This window comes from Streptococcus sp. HMSC077D04 (assembly GCF_001808785.1).
Classification (GTDB): Bacteria; Bacillota; Bacilli; order Lactobacillales; family Streptococcaceae; genus Streptococcus; species Streptococcus mitis_BX.
The window spans coordinates 4,133-9,015 of record NZ_KV794462.1 but is presented as its reverse complement, the minus strand read 5'-3'; the positions used below and the strand labels follow the sequence as shown (position 1 = coordinate 9,015).

The window sequence follows — 4,883 nt, the reverse complement described above, 5'->3', positions numbered from 1 at the left end:
CTTCGAAAATCTCTTCAAACCACGTCAGCGTCATCCACAACCTCAAAACGCTGTTTTGAGCTGACTTCGTCAGTCTTATCTACAACCTCAAAGCAGTGCTTTGAGTAGCCTGCGGCTAGCTTCCTAGTTTGCTCTTTGATTTTCATTGAGTATAAGAAGTCCTTTTCCTTAAAGGAAGAGGCTTTTTACTTGATTTTCTGCTGCTTCCTCATTTGTCCTAAAGCCTTTTTTGTGTTAAAATGAATGGTATGAAAGCTAAAAAAATGTGGATGGCAGGTCTGGCTCTGCTTGGTATTGGGAGCCTTGCCCTTGCTACGAAAAAAGTTGCAGATGACCGTAAGCTCAGGAAGACTCAGGAAGAGTTGACAGCGATTGTGCGAGACCATTTTTCAGATATGGGGGAAATTGCGACTCTCTATGTTCAAGTTTATGAAAGTAGTCTAGAACGACTAGTCGGTGGTGTCATTTTTGAGGATGGCCGTCATTATACCTTTATCTATGAAAATGAAGACCTAGTCTATGAGGAGGAAGTCTTATGATACAACCAGCAAGTTTAGAAGAATTGGCATCTTTAGTAGAAAAAGATGGGAAGAAGGTCTTTCTTTTTGTGGCGGACTGGTGTGGCGATTGTCGTTATATCTATCCTGCCTTGCCAGAAATTGAGGAGACCAATCCAGAGTTCACCTTTATTCGTGTGAACCGAGACCAGTATATGGATTTGGCCAAACTCTGGGATGTTTATGGAATCCCCAGCCTTGTTGTACTAGAAAAGGACAAGGAAATCGGTCGTTTTGTTAATCGCGACCGTAAAAGTAAGCAACAAATTAACGACTTTTTAGCAGGACTGAAATAGGAGAAAATAGAAACAATGATTTTTACATATAACAAAGAACATGTCGGTGATGTCCTTATGGTCATCGTGAAAAATAGCGGAGATGCCAAACAGGATGTGGAGCGCAAAGGCAAGGTAGCCCGTGTTTTTCTCAAAGATAATGGGGAAACAGTGGCGTGGAATATTTTTGAAGTTTCAAGTTTATTTGAAATTGCAGAGCGTGGTCAAGTCTTTTTGACAGATGAGCAAGCCGCTCGTTTGAACCAAGAATTGAAGGCGGAAGGTTTTACAGAAGAAATTGTCAATGATAGGGAACCTAAGTTTGTTGTCGGTGAAATTGTCGAGATGGTAGCTCATCCAGATAGTGACCACCTTAACATCTGCCAAGTTGCAGTTGCAAGTGACAAGACAGTGCAAATCGTTGCAGGGGCTCCTAATGCGCGTGTTGGTTTGAAAACCATTGTAGCTCTTCCTGGAGCCATGATGCCAAAAGGCAATCTCATTTTCTCAGGCGAACTTCGTGGTGAAAAGAGTTTTGGAATGATGTGCAGTCCTCGTGAATTGCATCTGCCAAATGCTCCGCAAAAACGAGGGGTTATTGAATTATCAGAAGACCAAGTTGTTGGAACTCCATTTGATCCAGCTAAACACTGGACTGCTTAGGAACTTGTCAGTATCTGATAGACCAGATAGAAGGAAATAAGATGGCAAAAAATGTAGTGATTACAGGAGCGACATCAGGAATTGGTGAAGCGATTGCGCGTGCTTATCTGGAGCAGGGTGAGAATGTCGTTCTAACTGGACGACGGATAGATAGACTAGAAACCCTCAAGTCGGAGCTTGCAGAAACTTTTCCAAATCAAACAGTTTGGACTTTTCCGCTAGATGTCACGGATATGACCATGGTCAAGACTGTCTGCTCCGATATTCTAGAAACGATAGGGCAGATTGATATTTTGGTCAACAACGCTGGACTAGCTCTTGGCTTGGCTCCCTATCAAGACTATGAAGAATTGGATATGCTGACTATGCTGGATACCAATGTCAAAGGTTTGATGGCAGTCACTCGCTGTTTCTTGCCAGCAATGGTAAAAGCCAATCAAGGACATATCATCAACATGGGGTCAACCGCAGGAATCTACGCCTATGCTGGTGCCGCTGTTTACTCAGCTACCAAGGCAGCAGTTAAGACCTTTTCAGATGGTCTGCGAATTGATACCATCGCAACGGATATCAAGGTGACGACCATTCAGCCTGGAATTGTCGAAACAGATTTTTCGACGGTACGTTTTCATGGTGACAAAGAGCGGGCTGCGTCCGTTTACCAAGGAATAGAAGCTTTGCAAGCTCAGGATATTGCAGACACAGTAGTCTATGTGACTAGTCAACCTCGTCGTGTGCAGATTACAGATATGACCATTATGGCCAATCAACAAGCAACAGGTTTCATGGTTCATAAAAAGTAAAAAATTTCCTCGAAAAGTTACAAATTTCTGTAACTTTTTTTGAGTTCTTACGAATAGATAAGTAGGAGGAAGAAAATATGTATAATAAAGTTATCTTGATTGGACGTTTAACGTCTACACCAGAATTGCACAAAACCAACAATGACAAGTCAGTAGCGCGAGCAACCATTGCAGTCAACCGTCGTTACAAAGATCAAAACGGGGAACGTGAAGCCGATTTTGTTAATATGGTCCTTTGGGGCAGACTAGCAGAAAGTTTAGCCAGCTACGCAACTAAAGGAAGTCTCATTTCCGTTGATGGGGAATTGCGTACTCGTCGCTTTGAGAAAAATGGTCAAATGAACTATGTGACCGAAGTCCTTGTGACAGGATTCCAACTCTTGGAAAGTCGTGCTCAACGTGCCATGCGAGAAAATAACGCAGGGCAGGATCTGGCAGATTTAGTTTTGGAAGAGGAAGAATTGCCATTTTAAGCATTAAAAAGTCTGAGTTGGTCTCAGGCTTTTTATCTTGAGAAAGTCAGACTTTTTTCTTGACTATTTCTGACCAAGTGATACAATAGAACTATGAATTAGCACTCAGATATAAAGAGTGCTAACAATATGTAGTTCATCATGGAGGAAATCAGATGTTGAAACCATTAGGGGACCGTGTGGTCTTAAAAGTAGAAGAAAAAGAACAAACTGTTGGAGGCTTTGTTCTTGCAGGTTCAGCCCAAGAAAAAACAAAAACAGCCCAAGTTGTAGCTACTGGACAAGGTGTTCGTACCTTGAACGGTGACTTGGTGGCTCCAAATGTCAAGGTTGGAGATCGTGTCTTAGTTGAAGCTCACGCAGGTCTTGATGTCAAAGATGGCGATGAAAAATACATCATCGTAGGGGAAGCTAACATCTTGGCTATCATTGAAGAATAGAAGGAGAAAGTAAGTATGTCAAAAGAAATTAAATTTTCATCAGATGCCCGTTCAGCTATGGTTCGTGGTGTCGATATCCTTGCAGACACTGTTAAAGTAACCTTGGGACCAAAAGGTCGTAATGTCGTTCTTGAAAAATCATTTGGCTCACCCTTGATTACCAATGATGGTGTGACCATTGCCAAAGAAATCGAATTGGAAGACCATTTTGAAAATATGGGTGCCAAATTGGTATCAGAAGTAGCTTCAAAAACCAATGATATCGCAGGTGACGGAACGACAACTGCAACTGTTTTGACCCAAGCGATAGTCCGCGAAGGAATCAAAAACGTCACAGCAGGCGCAAATCCAATCGGCATTCGTCGCGGTATTGAAACAGCAGTTGCTGCAGCAGTAGAAGCCTTGAAAAACAACGCTATCCCTGTTGCCAACAAAGAAGCCATCGCTCAGGTTGCTGCTGTCTCTTCTCGTTCTGAAAAAGTCGGTGAGTACATCTCTGAAGCCATGGAAAAGGTTGGAAAAGATGGTGTCATCACTATCGAAGAGTCACGTGGTATGGAAACAGAACTGGAAGTTGTTGAAGGAATGCAGTTCGACCGTGGTTACCTTTCACAGTACATGGTGACAGATAGCGAAAAAATGGTGGCTGACCTTGAAAATCCATACATCTTGATTACTGATAAGAAAATTTCAAATATTCAAGAAATCTTGCCACTCCTAGAAAGTATTCTCCAAAGCAATCGTCCACTCTTGATTATTGCGGATGATGTGGATGGCGAGGCTCTTCCAACCCTTGTATTGAACAAGATTCGTGGAACCTTCAACGTAGTAGCAGTCAAGGCACCTGGTTTTGGTGACCGTCGCAAAGCCATGCTTGAAGATATCGCCATCTTAACAGGCGGAACAGTTATCACAGAAGACCTAGGTCTTGAGTTGAAAGATGCGACAATTGAAGCTCTTGGTCAAGCAGCGAGAGTAACTGTGGACAAAGATAGCACGGTTATCGTAGAAGGTGCTGGAAATCCTGAAGCGATTTCTCACCGTGTTGTAGTTATCAAGTCTCAAATCGAAACCACAACTTCTGAATTTGACCGTGAAAAATTGCAAGAACGCTTAGCGAAATTGTCAGGTGGTGTAGCGGTTATTAAGGTCGGAGCCGCAACTGAAACTGAGTTGAAAGAAATGAAACTCCGCATTGAAGATGCCCTCAACGCTACTCGTGCAGCTGTTGAAGAAGGAATCGTTGCAGGTGGTGGAACAGCCCTTGTAAATGTTATCTCAGCCGTGGCTGATTTGGAATTGACAGGAGACGAAGCAACAGGCCGCAATATTGTTCTCCGTGCTTTGGAAGAACCTGTTCGTCAAATCGCCCACAATGCAGGATTTGAAGGCTCTATCGTTATCGATCGTTTGAAAAATGCTGAACTTGGTACAGGCTTCAACGCAGCAACTGGCGAATGGGTCAACATGATTGAAGAGGGAATCATCGACCCAGTTAAAGTGAGCCGTTCAGCTTTACAAAATGCAGCATCTGTAGCCAGCTTGATTTTGACAACAGAAGCAGTCGTAGCCAATAAACCTGAACCAGCAGCCCCAGCTCCAGCAATGGATCCAAGCATGATGGGCGGGATGATGTAAGCTTTATACTCTTCGAAAATCTCTTCAAACCACG

The 4,883-nt window shown here is 43.1% G+C and carries 7 protein-coding genes; all 7 read left to right on the top strand.

Features of this window, described 5'->3' with window-relative positions:
- The first annotated feature begins 239 nt into the window (after positions 1-239).
- The 7 genes from HMPREF2701_RS00425 (at position 240) to groL (ending at position 4,849) form a co-directional block, all read left to right on the top strand.
- On the top strand, positions 240-539 hold the full coding sequence (locus HMPREF2701_RS00425) for a DUF4651 domain-containing protein (protein ID WP_061590195.1): 300 nt from the start codon (positions 240-242) through the stop codon (positions 537-539).
- On the top strand, positions 536-853 hold the full coding sequence (locus HMPREF2701_RS00420) for a thioredoxin family protein (RefSeq protein WP_061590194.1): 318 nt from the start codon (positions 536-538) through the stop codon (positions 851-853). The genes HMPREF2701_RS00425 and HMPREF2701_RS00420 overlap by 4 nt, the downstream gene beginning before the upstream one ends.
- Positions 854-868: 15 nt before the next feature.
- On the top strand, positions 869-1,495 hold the full coding sequence (gene ytpR, locus HMPREF2701_RS00415) for a YtpR family tRNA-binding protein (RefSeq protein WP_061590193.1): 627 nt from the start codon (positions 869-871) through the stop codon (positions 1,493-1,495).
- A 41-nt stretch (positions 1,496-1,536) separates the two neighbouring features.
- The gene (locus HMPREF2701_RS00410; RefSeq protein ID WP_061590192.1) at positions 1,537-2,298 is read left to right on the top strand and encodes an SDR family NAD(P)-dependent oxidoreductase; all 762 of its coding nucleotides are present in this window, start codon (positions 1,537-1,539) and stop codon (positions 2,296-2,298) included.
- Between the two features lie 77 nt (positions 2,299-2,375).
- On the top strand, positions 2,376-2,771 hold the full coding sequence (locus HMPREF2701_RS00405; RefSeq protein WP_000282439.1) for a single-stranded DNA-binding protein: 396 nt from the start codon (positions 2,376-2,378) through the stop codon (positions 2,769-2,771).
- A gap of 155 nt (positions 2,772-2,926) precedes the next feature.
- The gene (gene groES / locus HMPREF2701_RS00400; RefSeq protein ID WP_070481768.1) at positions 2,927-3,211 is read left to right on the top strand and encodes a co-chaperone GroES; all 285 of its coding nucleotides are present in this window, start codon (positions 2,927-2,929) and stop codon (positions 3,209-3,211) included.
- Positions 3,212-3,226: 15 nt separating this feature from the next.
- Positions 3,227-4,849 carry a chaperonin GroEL gene (gene groL, locus HMPREF2701_RS00395; protein WP_070481766.1) on the top strand — a complete coding sequence of 541 codons (1,623 nt, stop codon included), beginning with the start codon at positions 3,227-3,229 and terminating at the stop codon, positions 4,847-4,849.
- Positions 4,850-4,883 lie beyond the last annotated feature (34 nt).

Bases quoted from the DNA above. Each gene is read 5' to 3' on its own strand.
- groL (WP_070481766.1), top strand. From the start codon at position 3,227: ATGTCAAAAGAAATTAAATTTTCATCAGATGCCCGTTCAGCTATGGTT.
- HMPREF2701_RS00420 (WP_061590194.1), top strand. From the start codon at position 536: ATGATACAACCAGCAAGTTTAGAAGAATTGGCATCTTTAGTAGAAAAA.
- HMPREF2701_RS00410 (WP_061590192.1), top strand. From the start codon at position 1,537: ATGGCAAAAAATGTAGTGATTACAGGAGCGACATCAGGAATTGGTGAA.
- HMPREF2701_RS00405 (WP_000282439.1), top strand. From the start codon at position 2,376: ATGTATAATAAAGTTATCTTGATTGGACGTTTAACGTCTACACCAGAA.
- ytpR (WP_061590193.1), top strand. From the start codon at position 869: ATGATTTTTACATATAACAAAGAACATGTCGGTGATGTCCTTATGGTC.
- groES (WP_070481768.1), top strand. From the start codon at position 2,927: ATGTTGAAACCATTAGGGGACCGTGTGGTCTTAAAAGTAGAAGAAAAA.
- HMPREF2701_RS00425 (WP_061590195.1), top strand. From the start codon at position 240: ATGAATGGTATGAAAGCTAAAAAAATGTGGATGGCAGGTCTGGCTCTG.